At 66.1% G+C, this 21,821-nt stretch carries 15 protein-coding genes; 10 read left to right on the plus strand and 5 right to left on the minus strand.

The window, feature by feature from the left end; all coding sequences use genetic code 11:
• Positions 1–3 precede the first annotated feature (3 nt).
• The 3 genes from pepP to FEZ61_RS11320 are packed head-to-tail and all read left to right on the plus strand — an operon-like array spanning position 4 to position 3,770.
• Positions 4–1,353 carry a Xaa-Pro aminopeptidase gene (gene pepP / locus FEZ61_RS11310; protein ID WP_173148664.1) on the plus strand — a complete coding sequence of 450 codons (1,350 nt, stop codon included), beginning with the start codon at positions 4–6 and terminating at the stop codon, positions 1,351–1,353.
• Positions 1,340–2,521: a 2-octaprenyl-6-methoxyphenyl hydroxylase gene (gene ubiH, locus FEZ61_RS11315; protein ID WP_173148666.1), complete on the plus strand. Its 1,182-nt coding sequence runs from the start codon at positions 1,340–1,342 to the stop codon at positions 2,519–2,521. Before pepP ends, ubiH begins: the two co-directional genes overlap by 14 nt.
• A 19-nt stretch (positions 2,522–2,540) precedes the next feature.
• Complete coding sequence (locus tag FEZ61_RS11320) at positions 2,541–3,770, plus strand: 2-octaprenyl-3-methyl-6-methoxy-1,4-benzoquinol hydroxylase (protein WP_068384698.1); 1,230 nt, start codon at positions 2,541–2,543, stop codon at positions 3,768–3,770.
• 4 nt (positions 3,771–3,774) lie between these two features.
• Here the strand turns inward: FEZ61_RS11320 and cysQ are convergent, their stop codons facing one another.
• Both cysQ and nudE read right to left on the minus strand, forming a co-directional pair.
• Positions 3,775–4,617 carry a 3'(2'),5'-bisphosphate nucleotidase CysQ gene (cysQ, locus tag FEZ61_RS11325; protein ID WP_064307805.1) on the minus strand — a complete coding sequence of 281 codons (843 nt, stop codon included), beginning with the start codon at positions 4,615–4,617 and terminating at the stop codon, positions 3,775–3,777.
• Positions 4,614–5,180: an ADP compounds hydrolase NudE gene (nudE, locus tag FEZ61_RS11330; protein ID WP_059316538.1), complete on the minus strand. Its 567-nt coding sequence runs from the start codon at positions 5,178–5,180 to the stop codon at positions 4,614–4,616. The genes cysQ and nudE overlap by 4 nt, the downstream gene beginning before the upstream one ends.
• A 63-nt stretch (positions 5,181–5,243) precedes the next feature.
• Between nudE and yrfG the strand changes: the two genes are divergently transcribed.
• The 5 genes from yrfG (at position 5,244) to FEZ61_RS11355 (ending at position 10,854) form a co-directional block, all read left to right on the plus strand.
• A complete protein-coding gene (gene yrfG, locus FEZ61_RS11335; RefSeq protein ID WP_173148669.1) occupies positions 5,244–5,903 on the plus strand; it encodes a GMP/IMP nucleotidase in 660 nt (219 codons plus the stop codon).
• Positions 5,904–5,972: 69 nt separating this feature from the next.
• Entirely contained in the window at positions 5,973–6,866 is an 894-nt protein-coding gene (locus FEZ61_RS11340) for a LysR substrate-binding domain-containing protein (protein WP_173148671.1), read from the plus strand.
• A gap of 94 nt (positions 6,867–6,960) precedes the next feature.
• The gene (fdhD, locus tag FEZ61_RS11345; RefSeq protein ID WP_173148673.1) at positions 6,961–7,776 is read left to right on the plus strand and encodes a formate dehydrogenase accessory sulfurtransferase FdhD; all 816 of its coding nucleotides are present in this window, start codon (positions 6,961–6,963) and stop codon (positions 7,774–7,776) included.
• A 16-nt stretch (positions 7,777–7,792) separates the two neighbouring features.
• Positions 7,793–10,117 (plus strand): FdhF/YdeP family oxidoreductase, encoded by a 2,325-nt coding sequence (locus tag FEZ61_RS11350; RefSeq protein WP_173148675.1) that lies wholly within the window; start codon positions 7,793–7,795, stop codon positions 10,115–10,117.
• Between the two features lie 176 nt (positions 10,118–10,293).
• Positions 10,294–10,854 (plus strand): nucleotidyltransferase family protein, encoded by a 561-nt coding sequence (locus FEZ61_RS11355; RefSeq protein WP_017639438.1) that lies wholly within the window; start codon positions 10,294–10,296, stop codon positions 10,852–10,854.
• Positions 10,855–10,897: 43 nt separating this feature from the next.
• On the opposite strand, the gene FEZ61_RS11360 is transcribed toward FEZ61_RS11355, so the two are convergent.
• Positions 10,898–12,787 (minus strand): methyl-accepting chemotaxis protein, encoded by a 1,890-nt coding sequence (locus FEZ61_RS11360; protein ID WP_173148677.1) that lies wholly within the window; start codon positions 12,785–12,787, stop codon positions 10,898–10,900.
• Positions 12,788–13,327: 540 nt separating this feature from the next.
• On the opposite strand from FEZ61_RS11360, the gene FEZ61_RS11365 reads away from it, so the two are divergent.
• Together FEZ61_RS11365 and putA are read left to right on the plus strand one after the other, a co-directional pair.
• Positions 13,328–14,317, plus strand: a complete 990-nt coding sequence (locus tag FEZ61_RS11365) for an LLM class oxidoreductase (RefSeq protein ID WP_017639440.1) — start codon at positions 13,328–13,330, stop codon at positions 14,315–14,317.
• 269 nt (positions 14,318–14,586) lie between these two features.
• Positions 14,587–18,555 carry a trifunctional transcriptional regulator/proline dehydrogenase/L-glutamate gamma-semialdehyde dehydrogenase gene (putA, locus tag FEZ61_RS11370; RefSeq protein WP_173148679.1) on the plus strand — a complete coding sequence of 1,323 codons (3,969 nt, stop codon included), beginning with the start codon at positions 14,587–14,589 and terminating at the stop codon, positions 18,553–18,555.
• 315 nt (positions 18,556–18,870) lie between these two features.
• On the opposite strand, the gene FEZ61_RS11375 is transcribed toward putA, so the two are convergent.
• Positions 18,871–21,219, minus strand: a complete 2,349-nt coding sequence (locus FEZ61_RS11375; protein WP_178121521.1) for an FdhF/YdeP family oxidoreductase — start codon at positions 21,217–21,219, stop codon at positions 18,871–18,873.
• A gap of 76 nt (positions 21,220–21,295) precedes the next feature.
• On the minus strand, positions 21,296–21,763 hold the full coding sequence (locus FEZ61_RS11380) for a tRNA (cytidine(34)-2'-O)-methyltransferase (protein WP_007161318.1): 468 nt from the start codon (positions 21,761–21,763) through the stop codon (positions 21,296–21,298).
• Between the last annotated feature and the right edge of the window lie 58 nt (positions 21,764–21,821).

Below are 21,821 nucleotides of genomic sequence, written 5' to 3' on the forward strand. Positions count from 1 at the left end.
GCCATGCCGCGAATCCACAAGGCCGAATTCGCCCGCCGCCGCCGCGCCCTGATGGCCGAGATCGGCCACGGCGGCATCGCCCTGCTGCCCGCTGCGCCGGTGTGCCTGCGCAACCGCGACATCGAGCAGCCCTATCGCCAGGACAGCGATTTCCAGTACCTCACCGGCTTTCCCGAGCCGGAAGCCCTGGCCGTGCTGATTCCCGGCCGTGCCCATGGTGAATATCTGCTGTTCTGCCGCGAGCGGGACCTGGAGATGGAGCGCTGGGAGGGCCGGCGCGCGGGTCAGGAAGGGGCGCTGGCCGACTATGGCGCGGACGACGCCTTTCCCATCGGCGATCTGGACGACATCCTGCCCGGCCTGCTGGAAGGCCGCGAGCGGGTCTACTACGCGATGGGTGCCCATCCGGAATTCGAGCGGCAACTGCTCAACTGGATCGAACTGATCCGCGCCAAGGCCGATCAGGGCGCTTCGCCGCCGCGGGAGCTGCTGGCGCTGGATACCCTGCTGCACGACAGCCGACTGTACAAGTCGGCCGCCGAGGTGCGCCTGCTCAAGGCCGCCGCCGAGCTGACCTGCGCCGCCCACCTGCGCGCCATGCAGGCCTGCCGGCCGGGGCTGCGCGAGTATCACCTGGAGGCGGAGCTGGACTACTGCTTTCGCCAGGGGGGCGCACGGCTGGCGGCCTATGGCTCCATCGTCGCCGCGGGGGCCAACGCCTGCGTGATGCATTACCAGGCCAACGACGCGCCCCTGCGCGACGGCGACCTGGTGCTGATCGACGCCGGCTGCGAACTGGAGTGCTATGCCAGCGACGTGACCCGTACCTTTCCTGTCAATGGCCGCTTCTCGCCCGAGCAGCGGCAGCTGTACGACATCGTGCTGGCGGCCAACCAGACCGCCATCGCCTGCGTGGCACCCGGGCGGCACTGGAACGAACCCCATGAGGCCACGGTCAGGGTGATCACCGAAGGGCTGTTGGCCCTGGGCCTGCTCCAGGGCCAACTGGACGACCTGATCGAGGCGGGCGCCTGTCGCGAGTTCTACATGCACCGCGCCGGTCACTGGCTGGGGCTGGATGTCCATGACGTGGGTGAATATCGCATCGGCGACCAGTGGCGGATGCTGGAGCCGGGTATGGTGCTGACCGTGGAGCCCGGACTCTATATCCCGCCGGACGCCGAGGTGCCGCGCAAATGGCGTGGCCTGGGCATCCGCATCGAGGACGAGGTGCTGGTGACGCGCAGTGGTTGCGAGGTGCTGACCGCCGGCCTGCCCAAGGCGGTCGCGGAGATCGAAGGCTTGATGGCGGCCGCGCGCGACCGCCGGGAGAACGCTCATGCAACGTCCTGATATCGCCATCATCGGCGGCGGTCTGGTGGGTGCCAGCCTGGCCCTGGCCCTGCAGGCCGGCGCCAAGGCGCGCGGCTGGCGCATCCTGCTGGTGGAACCCTTCGCCCCCGGCGATACCTATCAGCCCAGCTACGACGCCCGCTCCTCGGCGCTGTCCTATGGTTCACGGCTGATCTACCAGCGTCTCGGCGTGTGGGAGGCTCTGGCCGAACATGCCGAGGCGATCCAAGAGATCCAGGTCTCCGACCAGGGCCGCTTCGGCGTGACCCAGTTGCTCGCCCGTGACGAGAAGCTACCGGCGCTGGGCTATGTGGTGGAGAACGCCTGGATCGGCCAGGTGCTCTGGCAGGCGCTGGATCGCGAGGTGGTGGACTGGCGCTGCCCGGCCGAGGTGCGCACGCTCACCGCCATACCCGATGGCTATCGTCTGGAACTGGATGATGGCGACGTCCTCGAATGCGGCCTGGCGGTGCTGGCCGACGGTGGGCGATCGGCGCTGCGCGAATCCCTCGGCATCGAGGTGCGCCGCACGGTCTACGAGCAGACCGCGCTGATCGCCAACGTCTCGACCAATCTAGGGCACGGCGGTCGCGCCTTCGAGCGCTTCACGCCCCATGGTCCCCTGGCGCTGCTGCCCCTGCCGGGCCAGCGCAGCGCCTTGGTCTGGACCCAGCCGGATGCCGAGGCGCTACGCCTGCAGCAGGCGCCCGATGCCGTCTTTCTCGCCGAATTGCAGCAGGCGGTGGGCTATCGCCTGGGCAGCTTCACCCAGGTCGGCACCCGTCACGCCTATCCGCTGACCCTGCTGGAGGCCAACGAACAGGTCCGCCCACATCTGGTGGTGCTGGGCAACGCGGCCCACAGCCTGCATCCTATCGCCGGTCAGGGCTTCAATCTGTCCCTGCGCGACGTGGACAGCCTGGCCGAGTGCCTGCTGGAAAGCGGCGCGGCGCCCGGTGATTTCGCCACCTTGCAGGACTATCTGCAGCGCCAGCGTCTGGATCAGCAGCTGACCATCGGCTTTTCCGATCGCATCACCCGGCTGTTTTCCAACAGCCGGCCCTGGCTCAGTGCCGGACGCAACCTGGGCCTGGTCGGCCTGGAGTTGTGCCCACCGGCCAAGAGTGCCTTCGCCCGCCAGGCCATGGGCCTGGGTACCCGTCCCTGACCTGCGAGGAGAAACGAGCATGCTGACCCATGCGGATCTGGTGATCGTCGGTGCCGGCATGGTCGGCAGCGCCCTGGCCCTGGCCCTGGCCGACAGCGGCCTGTCGGTGGTGCTGCTCGACCGTGGCCCGCTCACGCCGGGCGCGGTCGAAAGCGACCTGCCCTTCGAGCCCCGGGTCAGCGCCCTGTCGCTGGCCAGCCAGCGCATCCTGCAGCGCCTGGGCGCCTGGGACGGCATCCTGGCGCGCCGCGTCAGTCCCTACCAGGCGATGCACGTCTGGGACGGCTCCGGTACCGGCGCCGTGCATTTCGATGCCGCCAGCGTGCACGCCGAGGTGCTCGGCCACATCGTCGAGAATCGCGTGGTGCAGGAGGCCCTGCTCGAACGCCTGGCCGAGGCCAACGTCCTGCTCCTGCCGGAGGCGCGCCTGGAGTTGCTGCGTCGCTCCGGCGACCAGTGGCTGGTGCAATTGGCCGGCGATCGTCAGATCCGCGCCCCGTTGGTGGTGGCCGCCGATGGCGCCACCTCCGCCGTGCGTCGCCTGGCCGGGCTGGAAACCCGCGAGTGGGACTATCTGCACCATGCCATCGTCACCAGTGTGCGCTGCGCCGAATCGCACCAGCGCACCGCCTGGCAGAGATTCACCGACGACGGCCCGCTGGCCTTCCTGCCGCTGGATCGCGGCGGCGACACAAATTGGTGCTCCATCGTCTGGTCCTGCACGCCCAAGCAGGGCGAGCGGCTGATGGCCCTGGACGACGCGGCCTTCTGCCAGGCCCTGGGCGAGGCCTTCGAGCATCGCCTGGGCAAGGTGGAATGCAGCGACACGCGGCTGTGCATCCCGCTGCGCCAGCGCCATGCCAAGCGCTATGTGGAACCTGGCCTGGCCTTGATCGGCGATGCCGCCCATGTCATCCATCCGCTGGCCGGGCAGGGCGTCAACCTGGGCTTTCTCGACGCCGCGGTGCTGGCCGAGGAATTGCGTCATGCCCAGGCGCGCGGTGAATCCATCGCCGAACAGCGGGTGCTGGAACGCTACGAGCGCCGCCGCATGCCGCACAACCTGGCGATGATGGCGGCGATGGAAGGCTTCCAGCGCCTGTTCCAGGACGACCGCCTGCCGCTACGCTGGCTGCGCAACGCCGCGCTCAAGCAGGTCGATCGCCACTTCGAGGCCAAGGCGCTGTTCGTGCGCCGCGCCCTGGGCCTGTCGGGCGATGTGCCGGAGCTGGCCAGGGTCGTGGTCTGACGGCTCAGGCGTCGCCCAAGGAGCCGGCCAGCTCCAGCACCTGCTGCCTCCAGGCGGCCTCGCGGGGCAGGGCGAGGAAGTGCGGATTGAGGAAGGACTCGCGCATCTCGTAGGTGAGGGGCTGACCGTCCAGGGTCAGGACCTCGCCGCCGGCGCCTTCCAGCACGCCCTGAGCGGCGGCAGTGTCCCATTGAGAAGTGGGGGCAAGTCGGGGATAGAAGTCGGCCAGCCCCTCGGCCAGCAGGCAGAACTTCAGCGAGCTGCCGACGCTGACCAGCTTGGGTTCGCCGAGGGTGTTGCCCAGTTCTTCCAGCAGCCGTTGCTGCGCCGGACTGCCGTGGCGGCGACTGGCGACCACGGTGAAGGCGTCTTCCGGCTGGTTGCGCACGCCGATCTCGACGCCGTCTTCACCCTGGATGCGGAAGGCGCCCAGTTCACGACCGCCGCTGAAGCAGACATCCCGGGTGGGGATGCCGACCACGCCGAAGATCACCTGGCCACGCTCGACCAGGGCCACGTTGACGGTGAATTCCTCGCTGCCGTCGATGAATTCCTTGGTGCCGTCCAGGGGATCGACCACCCACCAGACGTCCCAGGCGCTGCGCGCCGCGAAGGGGATGTCACAGGCTTCTTCCGACAGCACCGGCACGTCCGGGGTCAGCCGGGCCAGGCCTTCGGCCAGCACCCGGTGGGCGGCGAGGTCGGCGGCGGTCACCGGCGAGTCGTCGCTCTTCTGCCGCACCGCCACGCCCTGGCGCCAGTGGGGCAGGATGGCCGCGCCGGCCTGGCGCACTAGGTCGATGACGTTGAGTACCAGCGGAGCGGTAATGGAAACGGGCGCCATCATGCCGGCAGTTCTCCGCGTTGGGTGAGCAGGTCGCGCACCAAGTAGAGGGCGGCCAGGGCGCGGCCTTCGGAAAAGCGTGGATTCTGCACCAGCTGCGACAGCTCGCGCAGGTCGACGCTGCTGACTTCGAGGGGCTCGGGTTCATCGCCCGGCAGGCGCTCCGGATAGAGGTCGCGGGCCAGCACCACATGGATGCGCTGACTCATGTAGCCGGGGCTCAGCGACAGCGCGGTGAGGTATTCCAGCTGGTGGGCACCGAAACCCGCCTCTTCCTTGAGTTCGCGATTGGCGGCGTCGAGGATCTCTTCGCCCGGTTCCACCAGACCCTTAGGCAGCGACAGTTCGTAGTCTTCCACGCCGCCGCAGTATTCCTCGATGAGCAGGGCGCGGGTGGCGTCCTGCAGGGCCACCACCATCACCGCGCCGTGACCGGTGCCCTTGTTGGCCAGGCGCTCGTAGGTGCGCTCCTCGCCGTTGGCGAAGCGCAACTGCATCTCCTCGACGGTGAACAGACGGCTCTTGGCCACGATCTGTCGGGCGAGAACAGTGGGTTTCTGGCGCATGGACGGCTCCTGGGCTGGGCGGACGGGTATGATAACCCGCCTGTTACATGATCCGGAGTCACCATGACCCCTCTCGACTGGAGCCGTATCGATACCGTGTTGCTGGACATGGACGGCACCCTGCTCGATCTGCATTTCGACAACCATTTCTGGCTGGAGTACCTGCCGCAGCGCTATGCCGAGCGCCACGGCCAGTCCCTGGCGCTGGCCAAGGCCGAGCTGGAGCCGCTGTTTTTCAGCCACCAGGGCAAGCTGACCTGGTATTGCCTGGACTTCTGGAGCGCCGAGCTGGGCTTTTCCATGCGCGAACTCAAGGAGGAGATCGCTCACCTGATCGCCCTGAGACCCGACGCCGACACCTTTCTCGCCGCCCTGCAGCGCGCCGGCAAGCGCGTGGCGCTGATCACCAACGCCCATCGCGATTCCCTGTCGCTGAAGCTGGAGCGCATCGAACTGGCGCCCTATTTCGACCGGTTGATCAGTTCCCACGACTACGGCTTCCCCAAGGAAGAACAGCAGTTCTGGCAGGCCCTGCAGGCCGACTTCGCCTTCGATCCGGCGCGTACCCTGTTCATCGACGACAACCTGCCGATCCTGCGCAGCGCTCGTGACTATGGGGTCGCCCACCTGCTGGCGATCCATGAGCCGGACAGCCGCCGCGGGCCCAAGGACAGTGAGGAGTTCACGGCGGTGCGGGATTATCGGGAGTTGCTGCCCGCTTGAAGAAAGACCCTCACCCCAACCCTCTCCCAGGGGGAGAGGGGGTAAAGCAGGCGAGAGTGGAGTAGACCGGTGGACATCAAGCAACTGCGCTTTCTCATCGCCCTGGACGAGACGCGGCACTTCGGCCAGGCGGCGGCGCGCTGTCACGTCACCCAGCCGACCCTGTCCATGCGCCTGCGCGGTCTGGAAGACGAACTGGGCGTGGAGCTGGTGCGCCGCGGGCAGCGCTTCGAGGGTTTCACCGAGGCCGGTCAGCGTATCCTCGCCTGGGCGCGCACCCTGATGGCCGCCCACGATGGCCTCTATGCCGAAGCCCAGGCCTTCCAGGGGCAATTGGTGGGCACCCTGAGGGTCGGCCTGGTGCCCCTGGCCAGCTTCGATCCCATGCCGCTACTCCAGCACCTGCGCCTGCTGCACCCCAAGCTGCACTTCCAGCTGCAGGTGCTGAGCACCGAACGCATCCTCGAAGCCGTGGCCAGCAATCGGCTGGAGCTGGGCATTTCCTACCTGGAGCACCTGGATCCGGCGCGCTTCGACAGCCTGACCCTGACCGAGACGCGCATGGGCCTGCTCTATGACGAGCGCCATTTCAGCTTCGACCAGGCCGCGCTGGACTGGCAGGCGGTGGCCGGGCTGCCGCTGGGCCTGCTGACCGGCGCCATGCATTTCCGCCAGTCGGTGGACCACGGCTTTCGCAGCCTGGGGCTGACGCCGCAGCCGGTGCTGGAGACCGATGCCGTCTATCTGCTGCTGCAGGCCGTCAATGCCGGGCTGTGCTGCGCCGTGGTGCCCCTGGCCGGCGGCTTCGATCGTCTTACGCCCCATGCCCGGCTGATTCCCATCGACACCGCGCGAACCCTGGCGCCGTTGGGGCTGCTCATCCGGCGGACGGAGCCGCGTCTGGCGGTGGCCGATGCCTGCTTCCAGGCGGTCAAGGCGCTCTACGCCGAGAGTGATAGATAGCGTTTATCAAGGCATCGGTCATAGCGATTAGACGCCCCGGGATGTGCTGGTTAATCTTTGATCTGTGTCAAACCGCCGCAGGTCGTTTTCGCCCATGTCCCAGCAATCGCCAGACCTCGTTACCGCGCCTCCTGCCGGCTATGCCTTCGCCGAGCTGGAGCAGCCTACCGTGCGGGGCGAACAGCCGCTGGCCGAAGAGGTGGCGTTGGCCATCGCCTACAACGGCATCAGTCATGCGGTGATGATGGCGACGCCGGCCGACGTGGAAGACTACGTGGTCGGTTTCAGCCTCAGCGCCGGCATCGTCGATGCCATCGACGACATCTATGGCATCCAGGTGCGGCGCGTGGGCGAGGCGCTCAATGTCGACGTCGAGATCAGCAGCCGCACCTTCTGGGCGCTCAAGCAGCAGCGCCGCCAGCTGGCCGGGACCAGCGGTTGCGGCCTGTGCGGGGTCGAGGCGCTGGAACAGGCGCTGCCGCAGCTGGATCGACTGCGCAAGGTGCGGCTGCCCCCGGCCGCTCACCTGCATGACCTGCGCCAGCGGATCGACGCCGCCCAGGATCTCGGTCAACGCAGCGGGGCGGTCCATGCCGCGCTGTTCATCGACGCTCAGGGCGAGCTGACCCTGTGCCGCGAAGACATCGGCCGCCACAACGCCCTGGACAAGCTGATCGGCGCTTTGCTGCGCCAGCGCCAGCCGGTGCGCGAGGGCTGCGTGGTGGTCACCAGTCGCTGCAGCCTCGAACTCATCCACAAGGCGGTGCGTGCCGGGCTCGCCACCCTCATCACCCTGTCGGCCCCCACCGGGCTCGCCGTGGAATGGGCGCGCCGCCATCGTCTCAATCTGATCCACCTGCCGCACCGGTCGCCACCGCGGGTCTATGCCCCGGCGCCCGTTGCCCCTTGATCCCACGGGTATCGCCATGAACAAACCTCAGCAGTCCTTCAAACCCTATCAAGGCCCCGCCGCCGGCTGGGGCGCCCTGAAGAGCGTGGTGCACTTCTGGCTCGACAGCGGCAACGCCTTCAAGAATCTGCGTACGCTGCTCAAGACCAACCAGGACCACGGCTTCGACTGCCCCGGCTGTGCCTGGGGCGAGGCGCCGGAAAACGGCCTGGTGAAGTTCTGCGAGAACGGCGCCAAGGCGGTCAACTGGGAGGCCACCAAGCGCCGTGTCGACGCCGCCTTCTTCGCTCGCCACAGCGTGACCTCGCTGCAGGAACAGAGCGACTACTGGCTCGAATATCAGGGCCGGCTGACCGAGCCGCTGCGCTATGACGCAGCCACCGATCGCTATGTGCCCATCGCCTGGGACGGCGCCTTCGCGCTGATCGCCAAGGAGCTCAAGGCCCTGGCCAGCCCCGACGAAGCCGAGTTCTACACCTCGGGGCGCGCCAGCAACGAGGCGGCCTTCCTCTATCAGCTGTTCGTGCGCGCCTATGGCACCAACAACTTCCCCGACTGCTCGAACATGTGCCACGAGGCCAGCGGCGTCGGCCTGGGCCGCAGCATCGGCGTCGGCAAGGGCACCGTGACCTATCACGACCTGGACGAGGCCGATGCCATCTTCGTCATCGGCCAGAACCCCGGCACCAACCACCCGCGGATGATCGAGACCCTGCGCAACGCGGTGAAGCGCGGTGCCCAGGTGGTCTGCTTCAACCCGCTCAAGGAGCGGGGTCTGGAGCGTTTCCAGCATCCGCAAAGTCCGCTGGAGATGCTCACCAACGACTCGCGGCCGACCAACACCGCCTACTTCCGTCCGGCCCTGGGCGGTGACATGGCGGCGCTGCGCGGCATCGCCAAGTACCTCCTGCAGTGGGAGCGCGAAGCCGCTGCCAAGGGCGCCAAGCGCGTCTTCGACCACGACTTCATCGCCGCCCACACCCTGGGCATGGACGACTACCTGGCTCAGGTCGACGCCACCTCCTGGGAGCTGATCGAGCGCCAGTCGGGGCTGTCGCTGCACGAGATCGAGCAGGCCGCGCGCATGTATGCCCGCGCTGAGAAGGTCATCATCTGCTGGGCCATGGGCATCACCCAGCACCGCCATTCGGTGGCCACGGTGCAGGAAATCGCCAACCTGCAGCTGCTCTGCGGCCAGATCGGCAAGCCTGGTGCCGGTCTCTGCCCGGTGCGCGGCCACAGCAACGTCCAGGGCGACCGCACCATGGGCATCGACGAGAAGGCCCCGGCCTGGCTCAGCGACGCCCTGGCCAAGCGCTTCGCCTTCGAGCCGCCGCGCAATCGCGGTCACAACACCGTGGAGGCCATCGCCGCCATGGAACAGGGCCAGGCCAAGGTCTTCATCGCCCTGGGCGGCAACTTCGCCCAGGCCACCCCGGACACCCCACGCACCCACAAGGCGCTGCGCAAGTGCCGGCTGACCGTGCACATCGCCACCAAGCTCAACCGCAGCCACCTGGTGACCGGTCAGCAGGCGCTGATCCTGCCCTGCCTGGGTCGCACCGAGATGGATGTGCAGAAGGGCGGCAAGCAGGCCATCACCGTGGAAGACAGCTTCAGCATGGTGCATGCCTCCGCCGGCATCCTGCGGCCACTGTCGGCGCAGATGAAGTCCGAGCCGGCCATCGTCGCCGGTCTGGCCAAGGCCGTGCTGGGCAACCATCCGGTGGATTGGGATTGGCTGATCGAGGACTACGACCGCATCCGCGACCTGATCGCCGACGTCATCCCCGGCTTCCAGGACTTCAATGCCCGCCTGGCCGCCCCCGGTGGCTTCTACCTGGGCAACAAGGCCGGTCGCCGGGAGTGGAACACCGCCACTGGCAAGGCCAACTTCGCCGCCAATGCGCTGCTGCATGACCTGTTGCCGGACGCGGTCCGCCGCCAGGGCGTGAAGCCGGACCTGATCCTGCAGACCATGAGATCCCATGACCAGTACAACACCACCATCTACAGCCTGGATGACCGCTATCGCGGCGTGAAGGGCCAGCGCGACGTGGTCTTCGTCAACCAGGCCGATCTGGATCGCCTAGGCGTGGCGGCCGGCGAGAAGGTGGATCTGATCGCCCTGTGGGACGACGGCATCGAGCGCCGGGTCCGCGGCTTCACCGCGCTGCCGTTCGACATCCCGGTCGGCCAGGCTGCCGGCTACTACCCGGAAACCAACCCGCTGGTGCCTCTGGAGAGCTATGGCGAGGGCAGTTTCACGCCCACCTCCAAGTTCGTCGCCATCAAGGTCGAGAAGGCCAGCGCCGGCAACCGCATCGCCTCGGTGGCCTGACCGGGGTAGGCTGTCCTATGGGAAAGTCTGTACAAAGTCTCGCGAGCTAGAGCCGAACGAGACGAAAAGGGCTGAGGAAGCGGAGTTTACAACTGGTAAATGAGATCCGAAGCCTTTCCAACGCCGTTTGGCCAACGCATAGCAGCATTTCAACAGGCTCCGAGGGGAGGGCAGCGATGCAACGCATCGCCACCTGGCTCGGCGAGGATCCGGTCCGCTGCCAGCTGCTTGCCGTTCTTGCGGGATTACAACTGCCCGATGCCTGGCTGGCGGCCGGCTTCGTGCGCAATCTGGTCTGGGATCGGCTGCACGGCTATACCGTGCCGACACCGCTGGTAGATCTGGATGTCATCTATTTCGATGTGACCGACTGCCGGCCCGAACGGGACAGGGCCATCGAGATGGCCCTGGCGGAGCGGGCGCCGGGGTGGCCCTGGTCGGTGCGCAACCAGGCTGCCATGCATCTACGCAACGACGATGCACCCTATGCCGATAGCCTGGATGCCATGCGTTTCTGGGTCGAGGTGGAGTCCGCGCTGGCCGCGCGCCTCACCGAGACGGGCGAACTCGAGGTGGTCAGCCCCTTCGTCCAGGATGGGCTCTTCGCCTTGCACTTGACGCCGAATCCCTGGCGGCCCCGGCTCGACGCCTTTCGCCAGCGCCTGTCGAGCAAAGGCTGGCTGACGCGCTGGCCGCGCTTGCACGTGCAGAAGCCTGGGTTTGCCGAGCGGGATTGATGGCAAACGCCGAAGCGGGTGGCGAACTGCTTCGGCGCTGGCGTCAGACCTTGAAGCGTGCGGTTAGCTCCTGCAGTTGCAGGCTCAGGCGGGCCAGCTCGGTACTGGAGCCGGCGGTTTCCTCGGTGGCGGCGGCGGTCTGGTCGGCGACCTCATGAACCTTGACCACGCTGCGACTGATGTTCTCACCCGCCGCGCTCTGCTGCTCGACGGCAGCCGCGATCTGCTCGTTCATGGCCTCGATTTCGCCCACCGCGCTACTGACACTGGCCAGTACCACGCCGGCTTGGCGGGTCAGGCCGACACTGTCGCCGGTCAACTGGATGTTGCGCTCCAGCGCCTCGCTCATCTTGTCGGTGCTGCCATGCAGGCTGGTGATCAGGCTGGCGATTTCATCAGTGGAAGAGCGGGTGCGCTGCGCCAGCCCGCGTACCTCGTCGGCCACCACGGCAAAGCCACGACCTGCCTCGCCGGCACGGGCCGCCTCGATGGCCGCATTGAGCGCCAGCAGATTGGTCTGTTCGGCGACAGCCTTGATCACGTCCAGCACGCCGCCGATGCGGTCGGCGTTCTGCTTGAGCAGCTCCATGGTCACCTGGGTACTGTCCACTTCCTGCGCCAGGGTTTCGATCTGGGTGGCGACCTGGTTGACCATCTCATCGCCTTCGCGAGTCTTGAGCGTGGCCTCGCGGGCGGTCATGGAGGCCTGCTCGGCATTGCGGGCCACCTCGCCAATGGTGGCGGTCATCTGCTGCATGGCGGTGGCGATCTGCTCGGTCTCCACCTTTTGCGCCGTGGCGCCCGCCCGCGTCTGCTGGGTGATGGCGGAGAGCTCTTCAGCGGCGCTGGCGACCTGGACGACGCCGTCTTTCTGCTCGCGGATAAGCTCGCGCAGATTGACGATCATGCGTTGCATGGCCGCCTGCAGGAGGCCGAGTTCGTCCTTGCGGTCGGCCTGGGTCTCGACGGTCAGGTCGCCCGCGGCGATCCGTTCCACGGTGCCGAGGGTCTGGCGCAGTGGCGTCACGATGGAGCGGGTGATGATCCAGGCGGCGACCAGGCTCAGCAGCACCGCCAGAAGCAGGCCGCCAAAGAGCATCAGCTTGGCATCGCGGATATCGCCGAGACGGAACTGGTTCTGCACCTGCTTCATCTCGTCGGCGGTCTTGAGCAGCGCCAGGATGCGCTGGTCCAGGCCGTCGTCGGCTTGTTCGAACTGCTTCTGAATGGTGAACAGCTGCTGTATCTGGCGCTGATACTGGTCGAAGAGTTCTGGCAGTCGCTGCAGGCTCGTGGTCGAGGCGCTGCTGGCCGGCAGAGTCTTGAGTACGGCACCGACCTTGCCCAGTGAGGTCTGCAGGGCTTCCTGCTGCGGGCCGGCGGATTTAAGCACATAGACGCGGAAGTCGATTCGCAGTTTTTGCAGGGCCGCCAGCAGGGACGAGAATTGCACGCCGCCATGGTCGATCTGGCTATCCAGCGCGCTGGAGGCGTCTTGAAGCTGCTTGTCTAGCGTATCGCCAGTCTCTCTTATGCTCTGGATGGTGGCATCGCGGTCCTGGGTCACCTTCAGCGTCTGCTGATAGAGGTCACGATATTCCTGGAGGGTTTGCTCGGTGCGGGCGAGCAGCGCCTGGCTCTGGGGGCGTCGAAACAGCGGGCGAGCTTCCTGCAGTTGCTTTTCGAGGGCGTCGATGGAGAGCTTCCAGCGATTGGCCTGCTCCGTTTCCGGCAGTAGGGCGAAGGCCCCGCGGGCATTGCGCATGTCGCGAGTGAGCAGGCCGATCTGGGTGAACTGCTCGATGAGATTGCCGCGCCGGCCCAAGGCCTGGATGCCAGACCAGCCTGCGTAGGCAATGGCCAGTGTGAGGATGATCAAGGCGGTGAAACCGGAAAAAAGCTTTGTACGAACACTCATATTGTGCAACTGCATGGATGCTATTCCTGATGTTCGGAAAAATGTTCCGGAGCCAAGGGAAAGAAAAAGGGAAAGATCTTAAACCAGCTGGAAAGGCTCTGGGATGAGCATTTTCCGCTTCGAAGAAGATACGCCAAATTGGTAAATCTATTTATGGAGTGTCCCTTCAAGCTCTGCCTGGAGGCTTGGCCGACCACCGTTTGCAAGAAAAGCCTTTTTGTTTCAGCTATAGCGAGACTCGAGCACTATTTGGCGAAGTTGATAAAAGTAAAAAGCTAAAAGTTTATCCTTGCTATTAGTCTGTCTTTATATGAAGAAAGTAGGTTAAATAATTTTCTGAAAAAATGGCTTGCAGGGTGGGGTGTAAAAAGACCGCATAAGGAGAGTGCCAAGGTCGATGCAGGCTGCCGGGGCGGCGGAGAATGCGCAGTCCGTGGCGCGCTGGGTCGCAAGGGGGTGGCTCGAGGATGAGCGAGCCGGCACTCGGCGAACCCTGGAATGCCGCTAGACTCCATAGAAAGGTCATTCGCTTTCCCTCTCTGGCAAGGAATCCCCATGTCCACCACGGAGCGTCGCCGCGCCTTCCTTCAGCATCCGGGTTTTTCGCGGCTGTTCGCACCCGGTCGCCTGACCCTGGGCTTCCTGCTACCGCTGGAGGGCTATCCCGATGATCCCATGCCGACCCTGCGCGACCATGCGCGTCTGGCGCGGCTGGCCGACCAATTGGGCTTCGCTGCGCTCTGGGCACGCGACGTGCCCTTCTATGATCCTGGTTTCAACGACGCCGGCCAGGTATTCGAACCCTTCACCTATCTCGGCTATCTGGCCGGCATCACCCAGCACCTGACCCTGGCCACTGGCAGCGCCGTCATCACCCTGCGGCATCCCCTGCACTTGGCCAAGATGGCGGCCTCGGTCGATCAGTTGAGCGATGGTCGCCTGGTGTTGGGAGTAGCCTCCGGCGATCGCCCGGTGGAATACCCGGCGTTTGGCCTGGAAGGCGAGTTCGAGCGACGGGGCGAGCGCTTTCGCGATGCCTTCGAGATGTTCCGGCTGGCCGGCGAAACCAATTTTCCCCTGGCTGAATTCCGCCGTTTCGGCGATCTGCAGGGGCTGGCCGATCTGGTGCCCAAACCGGTGCACGGTCGCATCCCGGCGTTGGTGACCGGGCGCAGTCGGCAAACGGTGGACTGGATCGCCGCCAAGGCCGATGGCTGGTTCTATTACTTCGTGCCTGCCGAGCATGTCCCGGCGCTGACGCGGGTCTGGCGCGAGGCGCTGAACGAGATCGGCGGGCGCGAATTGTTCAAGCCCTTCGCTCAGGGCCTGTTCTTCGAGCTGGCCAGTGATCCGGACCAACCCCCACGGCCCATCCATGCCGGCCTGTCCTGTGGGCGGCGAGCGCTGGTGGACTATCTCACCCAATTGCAGGAGGCGGGCGTCAATCACCTGGCGCTCAATCTGCGTCCCTCGCGCCGTCCGGCCAGCGAAGTCGTCCAGGAGCTGGGCGAGTTCGTGCTGCCGTACTTTCCGTCCCTGCAGTGAAAGGCCCGGCCCCGTGTGAAGCCAGGTAACACTTGCCTGGCTAACGACTTTCCCAAGTCGTCATTCGAATGTGCGATTCCTCTGTGGCGGGGGTTCGACCAGGTCGCAACCCTTGGCCTGATCTCTGCATAGTTTTGCGATCTGTTACCTTGCCATTGGTGCAACCAGATCGACGGTAGAACCTGCCGGGTTGCACTTGGTTGCACTTTTCTTTCGAGCGGCGCTAAGCTGCGCCGAATTTCGATGCCTTCTTGCTTGAGGACCTGCGCATGGCCACCACTACCACCCTGGGCGTAAAGCTCGACGAAGCCACTCGCGATCGCCTCAAGGAAGCGGCTCGCCGTATCGATCGGACGCCCCATTGGCTGATCAAGCAGGCTATCTTCACCTATCTGGAAACCCTGGAAAGCGGTGCGACCCTGGCCGATCTGCAGGGTATCGCCCAGCGGCTGGCCGAGGGGGACAACGAGGCGGTGGAAGCCCTGGCCGATCCGGTCTATCAGCCCTTCCTGGAATTCGCTGAAAGCATCCTGCCGCAATCGGTCCTGCGCTCGGCCATCACCGCCGCCTATCGCCGCCCAGAAGAAGAGCTGCTGCCGCTGCTGCTGGAGCAGGCGCGCCTGCCCGCTGCCCAGGCCAAGGCCACCCACGAGCTGGCCCACCGCATCGCCGAGAAGCTTCGCAACGCCAAGGGTGCAACCGGGCGCTCCGGGATGGTGCAGAGTCTGCTCCGTGAGTTCTCACTGTCGTCCCAGGAAGGCGTGGCCCTGATGTGCCTGGCCGAAGCCCTGCTGCGCATCCCCGACAAGGGCACCCGCGATGCCTTGATCCGCGACAAGATCAGCACCGGCAACTGGCAGCCGCACCTGGGCAACAGCCCCTCGTTGTTCGTCAACGCTGCCACCTGGGGCCTGCTGCTGACCGGCCGCCTGGTCTCGACCCATAACGAAGCCGGCCTCACCAGTTCGCTCAATCGCCTCATCGGCAAGAGCGGCGAGCCGGTGATCCGCAAGGGCGTGGACATGGCCATGCGCCTGATGGGCGAGCAGTTCGTCACCGGCGAGACCATCGCCGAGGCCCTGGCCAACGCCAGCAAGTTCGAGGCGAAGGGCTTCCGCTACAGCTACGACATGCTGGGCGAAGCGGCCCTGACCGAGGCCGACGCCCGTCGCTACCTGGCCTCCTACGAGCAGGCCATCCACTCCATTGGCAAGGCCTCCCACGGCCGTGGCATCTACGAAGGCCCGGGCATCTCCATCAAGCTGTCGGCGCTGCATCCGCGCTACAGCCGCGCCCAGTACGACCGGGTGATGAGCGAGCTCTATCCGCGCCTGCTGGAGCTGACTCTGCTGGCCAAGCGCTACGACATCGGCCTGAACATCGACGCCGAGGAAGCCGATCGCCTGGAGATCTCCCTGGATCTGCTGGAGCGCCTGTCCTTCGAGCCGCAGCTGGCCGGCTGGAACGGCATCGGCTTCGTCATCCAGGCCTACCAGAAGCGCTGCCCGCTGGTGATCGACTATTTGATCGACCTGGCCCGCCGCAGCCGTCGCCGCCTGATGATCCGCCTGGTCAAGGGCGCCTACTGGGACAGCGAGATCAAGCGCGCCCAGGTGGAAGGCCTGGAGGGCTATCCGGTCTATACCCGCAAGGTCTACACCGACGTGGCCTACCTGGCCTGTGCGCGCAAGCTGCTGGCCGCGCCGGAAGCCATCTACCCGCAATTCGCCACCCACAACGCCCATACCCTGGCCGCCATCTATCAGCTCGGCGGGCAGAACTACTACCCCGGTCAGTACGAATTCCAGTGCCTGCACGGCATGGGCGAGCCGCTGTACGAGCAGGTGGTGGGCAGCGTCAAGGACGGCAAGCTGGCACGCCCGTGCCGCATCTATGCCCCGGTGGGTACCCACGAGACGCTGCTGGCTTACCTGGTCCGCCGCCTGCTGGAAAACGGCGCCAACACCTCCTTCGTCAACCGCATCGCCGACCACTCCATCTCCCTGGACGAGCTGGTGGCCGATCCGGTGGTGCAGATCGAGCAGCAGTCCACCAACGAAGGCGGCATCGGCCTGCCGCATCCGCGCATTCCCCATCCGAGTGCCCTGTACGGCGCCGAGCGCTGCAATTCCAGCGGTCTGGACCTGTCCAGCGAACACCGCCTGGGTTCGCTGTCCGCTGCGCTGCTGGCCAGTGGCAACACCGCCTGGGAGGCGCGTCCGCTGCTGGGTCGCGCCAGTGAGCCGTCGATTCCGCAGCCGGTGCTCAACCCGGCCGATCGCCGCGACCGCGTCGGTCAGGTCAGCAACGCCACCCGCGCCGATGTCGACATCGCCTTGGAAGAAGCCCTGGCCGCCGCGCCCATCTGGCAATCCACGCCGCCCGAGCAGCGCGCCGCCGCCCTGGACCGTGCCGCCGAACTGATGGAGGCGCAGATCCAGCCGCTGATGGGCCTGCTGGTGCGCGAAGCCGGCAAGACCTACGCCAACGCCATCGCCGAGGTACGCGAGGCGGTGGACTTCCTGCGCTACTACGCTGCCCTGGTGCGTCGCGACTTCGCCAACGACAGCCACCGCCCGCTGGGTCCGGTGGTCTGCATCAGTCCCTGGAACTTCCCCTTGGCCATCTTCAGCGGCCAGATCGCCGCGGCCCTGGCCGCTGGCAACACCGTGCTGGCCAAGCCGGCCGAGCAGACCCCGCTGATCGCGGCCCAGGCCGTGCGCCTCCTGCTGGAAGCCGGCATCCCCGAAGGCGTGCTGCAGCTGCTGCCGGGTGAGGGCTCCAGCATCGGCGCCGCCCTGGTCAACGATGTGCGGGTCAAGGGCGTGATGTTCACCGGCTCCACCGAGGTGGCCCAGATCCTGGCGCGCAACATCGCCGGACGCCTGGACGCCCAGGGCCGGCCGATCCCGCTGATCGCCGAGACCGGTGGCCAGAACGCCATGATCGTCGATTCCTCGGCGCTGGCCGAGCAGGTGGTGGCCGACGTGGTCGCCTCCGCCTTCGACAGCGCCGGTCAGCGCTGCTCGGCCCTGCGCGTGCTCTGCGTACAGGAGGACGTGGCCGATCGCGTACTGGAAATGCTCAAGGGCGCCATGGCCGAATGCCGCCTGGGCAACCCGGAGAACCTGGCCATCGACATCGGCCCGGTGATCGACGGCGAGGCCAAGGCCACCATCGACAAGCACATCCAGGCCCTGCGCGGCAAAGGCCGCCGGGTGCACCAAGGTGGACGGGTGGAAGGCGATGCCATCCACCGCGGCACCTTCGTCATGCCCACCCTGATCGAGCTGGAGAGCCTGGCCGAGCTGGGTCGCGAGGTCTTCGGGCCGGTGCTGCACGTGGTGCGCTATGGCCGCAAGGACCTGGACAAGGTCATCGACCAGATCAACGCCACCGGCTACGGCCTGACCTTTGGCGTCCACACCCGCATCGACGAGACCATCGCCAAGGTGGTGGAGCGCGCCCATGCCGGCAACCTCTACGTCAACCGCAACATGGTCGGCGCGGTGGTCGGAGTGCAGCCCTTTGGCGGCGAAGGCCTTTCGGGCACCGGTCCCAAGGCCGGTGGTCCGCTATACCTCTATCGCCTGCTCAGCACCCGTCCGGATGGCGATCCGGCCGTGGCCCTGGCCAAGGGTAGTACTGGCGAGACCGAATGGCAGGTGCGTGATGCCCTGCGTCAACAGGCCGGCAATCCGCTGGGCGCTCTGCATGACTGGGCCAAGCAGCAGGGCTTGGGCGAGTTGGAGCAGGCCTGCCTGAGATTCGCCGAGGAGTCCCTGAGCGGCCTGACCCGCCTGCTGCCCGGCCCGACGGGCGAGCGCAACAGCTACAGCCTGCTGCCGCGCAGCCGAGTACTGTGCCTGGCAGCAGACGAAAGCGATCTGCTGCTACAGCTGGCGGCGGTCATGGCGGTGGGCAGCACCGCGCTGGTCGAGGAGGCGCACAAGGTCACCCTGAATCGTTTGCCGCAAACGGTGCGGTCGCGGGTGCAGGTAGCCGCCGACTGGCGCAAGGATGAAGTCGCCTTCGAGGCGGTCCTGCACCACGGTGACTCCGACCAGCTGCGCCAGATCTGCCAGTTGGTAGCCAAGCGCAACGGCCCCATCGTCGGCGTCCAGGGCCTGGCCCGCGGCGAGACCGCCATTCCGCTGGAGCGCCTGCTCATCGAGCGCGCCCTGAGCGTGAATACTGCGGCCGCTGGCGGCAATGCCAGTCTGATGACGATCGGCTAAGAAGTATCGGGCTGCGAAGCGCGTAGCCTGAGCGCAACGAAAAGCCCAGCACGTGAGTGCTGGGCTTTTTACTTTCCGGGCGGTCGCAGCCTTGTCCGTAGCACGGACAGCTCGTAGGTTGGGTTGAGCGCAGCGATGCCCAACAGTCAGCCTTGCCGTTGGGCTTCGACGGTGAAGCTGTCTCAGCTCGGTTACCCGTAGATTGGATCGAGCGTTGCAAAAAAGCCCAGCACTTCAATGCTGGGCTTTTCGTTTTCCGGAAGGCAGTGGTATGAACCAGGCTTCAGCGTTTTCTAAGCTTGGTTTGATCCACTTTCAGTACTGCGCCCCATACCCCTCCGGCTCCACCGGAAAGCCGCCGTCGTTGGCGGCGATCAGCTTGTTCAAACGCACCGGGATGGCCTTGGCCGCCGGTACCTTGCTGCCTTCGGCGTGGTGCCAGAGCGGAATCAGGGCATTGCATTCCGGGTAATAGCCGCCGCAGGCGCCTTCCGGGATGTTGTAGGGCGTGACCCGCAGCGGCCCGACCTCACGACGCACGCCGTCGTCGGCCACCGTCGACACCTGCACCTTGTCGCCCTCGGCCAGGCCCAGGCGTTCGATGTCGTTGCGATTCATCAGGAGCACCGCGCGGGTGCCCTTCACGCCGCGGAAACGATCGTGATAGCCATAGATGGTGGTGTTGAACTGATCGTTGCTGCGCAACGTCATCAGGGTGAGGACGTCACGCCCGCTGGCGGGCATGTCCGGGTCTGCATCCAGGCTGCGCGGCACGATGAGATTGGCCTTGCTGGTCTCGGTCTTCCACTCGCGCTTGGCCGCCGGCAGCGGTCGATGGAAGCCGCCCACCTCCCACATCCTGGCATTGAAGTCGTGGAAGATCTCCGGGAAGGAGAGGGCGATCTCGTCGCGGATCAGCGCATAGTCGGCCACCCAGGCATCCCAGGTGACCTTGGGGTTGTCTGGCAGGGTGGCCTTGGCCAGGCCAGCGACGATGGCCGACTCGGACAGCAGGTCACCTTCAGGCGGCTCGGCCACGCCGCGCCAGCCGTGAATGCAGCCGGTGCTGTCCTCGGTGCTGTGAGCCTGCTCCACGCCATTCTGGCGATCGATTTCGGTACGACCCAGGCAGGGCAGCAGATAGGCCTTGTCCGCCGGGACGAGGTGATTGCGATTGAGCTTGGTGGCGATCTGTACCGACAGGCGCAGGGTGCGCCAGGCCGGTTCCATCAGACTGGTCTCGGGAATGGCGCGCAGGAAGTTGCCACCCAGGCCGATGAAGGCCTTTACCGAACCATCGAGGATGCCTTCGCAGGCCTCCACGGTGTTGCGGCCCTTGTCCTGCGGCGGGGTGAAGCCGAAGCGCTCGCCGAGCTGCTCCAGCGGCGCCAGTTCCGGTTTCTCGGTGATGCCCACGGTGCGCTGACCCTGGACATTGGAATGGCCGCGCACCGGGCAGATGCCGGCACCGGGTTTGCCGATGTTGCCGCGCATGAGCAGCAGGTTGGTCAGCATCTGGATGGTTTCCACACCATGGCGATGCTGGGTCAGCCCCATGCCATAGATGCCGATGACCTTCTGGCGACGGCCATAGACGGCGGCAGCCGCTTCCAGCGCGCTGCGGGTCAGACCCGACTGGCGCTCCAGTTGCGGCCATTCCTGACGCTGCAGCCACTCGCAGAACTCGGCGAAACCATGGCAGTGCTCGGCGATGAAGGCATGGTCGAGCACGGCGGGCTGGCCCTGCTCGCGAGCCAGGTCATCGGCGGTCAGCAGCGCCTTGCACATACCGGTGAGGGCGGCGATGTCGCCACCCGGCTTAAGCTGATGGTACTGGGTGCTGATCTGCGTGGGGTGATCGGTCAGCATCTCCACTGGCGACTGCGGATTGACGAAGGTCTCCAGGCCACGCTCGCGCAGGGGGTTGAAGGTGATGATGGGCGCGCCGCGTTTGCGTGCTTCCTGCAGGTCATGCAGCATCCGCGGGCTGTTGCTGCCGGGATTCTGGCCAAAGAACAGCAGGCAGTCGGCCTGATCGAAATCGTTGAGGGTCACGGTGCCCACGGTCACGCCGATGCTCTTGGGCAGGGCCACCGAAGTGCTCTCGTGGCACATATTGGAACTGTCCGGCAGATTGTTGGTGCCGTACAGGCGGGCATAGAGCTGATAGAGGTAGGAGGTCTCCAGCGCCGCGCGACCCGAGGCGTAGAAGATTACCGAATCCGGATCTAGTGCCTTGAGCTCGGCGCCGATGTCGGCGAAAGCTTCAGCCCAGCTTACCGGCCGATAGCGATCACTGGCGGCGTCGTAGCGCAGGGGGTGGGTGAGGCGTCCGACTTCTTCCAGATCGTAGTCGCGCCAGCCGCGCAGTTCGGTGAGGGAATGACCGGCAAAGAACTCCGGTCCGCACCTCTTGCTGGTGACCTCCCAGGCGGTGGCCTTGGCGCCGTTCTCGCAGAATTCCAGTGGGTGAGGCTTGCCCGGCTTGGCCCAGGCGCAACTCACGCAGGCGAAGCCGCCATGCTTGTTCTGCCGGGTCAGCAGGGCACCGGATTTGAGCGGCACCCGCTCGCGCAAGACGATCTCGGTCACCGAGCGCGCCGAGCCCCAACCACCGGAGGGCGCGTCGTAGCGTTCAACCTTGGGTTTGCCGATCTTGCTCATGGTGCGCCTCGTGTGACGGTCTGGCGATGTGCCTGTAGGTCATGGGACGGCGCGTCTGGCAGTAAGGTTCTGGCGGTCAGCCAGGCGGTGCGGCGAAGCCCAGCTGACGCCAGCCTTCGTAGACGGCCACGGCCACGGTGTTGGACAGATTGAGGCTGCGGCGATTGGGCAGCATGGGCAGGCGCAGCCGCTGTTCGGGTGGCAGGGACTCCAGCACCTCGGCCGGCAGACCGCGACTTTCCGGGCCGAACAGCAGGGCATCGCCCGGCGCGTAGGCGATCTCGGTGAAGGGATGACTGGCCTTGGTGGTGAAGGCCAGCAGTCGGGGCGGCTGCAAATCTGCTATACAGGCCGCGAGGCTGGCATGGGTCCGCACGCTGGACCATTCGTGGTAGTCCAGGCCGGCGCGGCGCAATTTCTTGTCGTCCAGCGCGAAGCCCAGCGGCTCGATCAGATGCAGGCGGCAGCCGGTGATGGCGCACAGGCGAATGACGTTGCCGGTATTGGGCGGAATTTCCGGTTGGTAGAGGATGATGTCGAACATGAAGGGCAGGGCGCCTGGCAAAGCGCCTATGGTACTGCGCCGCCGTCGCGCCGTCGCG

Source organism: Pseudomonas sp. MS15a(2019) (genome assembly GCF_013277805.1).
GTDB classification, from domain to species: Bacteria; Pseudomonadota; Gammaproteobacteria; order Pseudomonadales; family Pseudomonadaceae; genus Chryseomonas; species Chryseomonas benzopyrenica.